The organism is Bradyrhizobium sp. 18BD (genome assembly GCF_054185225.1).
Genome location: NZ_JAVAYL010000143.1, coordinates 1 through 490 on the forward strand (window position 1 = coordinate 1; position 490 = coordinate 490).

At 38.6% G+C, this 490-nt stretch carries 1 protein-coding gene; it reads left to right on the plus strand.

From position 1 onward, the window contains the following. Positions 1-256: hypothetical protein (locus RAD16_RS40795; protein WP_458163666.1), on the plus strand; the 256-nt coding region annotated here is incomplete at its 5' end. Positions 257-490: the final 234 nt, after the last annotated feature.

Genomic DNA, 490 nt, shown 5'->3' on the forward strand with positions numbered 1-490 from the left:
CCTAGGTGGTAAAGTTAGTTATGGAGATGTTTCAAACTTGAATTTTCAACCCACCACTTTGAGATTAGGGATAGCAGAATATCTGCATGTAGGAAGAAAGAACCTACTTGGATTAAGCTTTGATGCCAACAGACTGTTGATACCAACCCCACCAGTAAGAGATAGTAAAGGAAATATTGTAAAAGGAAAGGATCCAGCAAAGGTTACAGCATTAGGAACCTTTCTTGAAAACTGGAGTTCAGCACCTGATGGATGATCAGAAACGCTTAAGGAAATCAACTATAATCTAGGAATTGAGTTAACCCTACAGGAATTATTATCATTGCGAGGGGGCTATCAGTACCAAGATAAAGCCAAAGGGAATATGAAGTTTTTCACCTTAGGATTAGGTGCGAAAGTCAAGGGCATGAACCTTGATTTATCATATCTAATCCCTCAAGAATCTGGAAACCCTTTAGCACATACTCTTCGATTTAGTTTAGGTATGAAG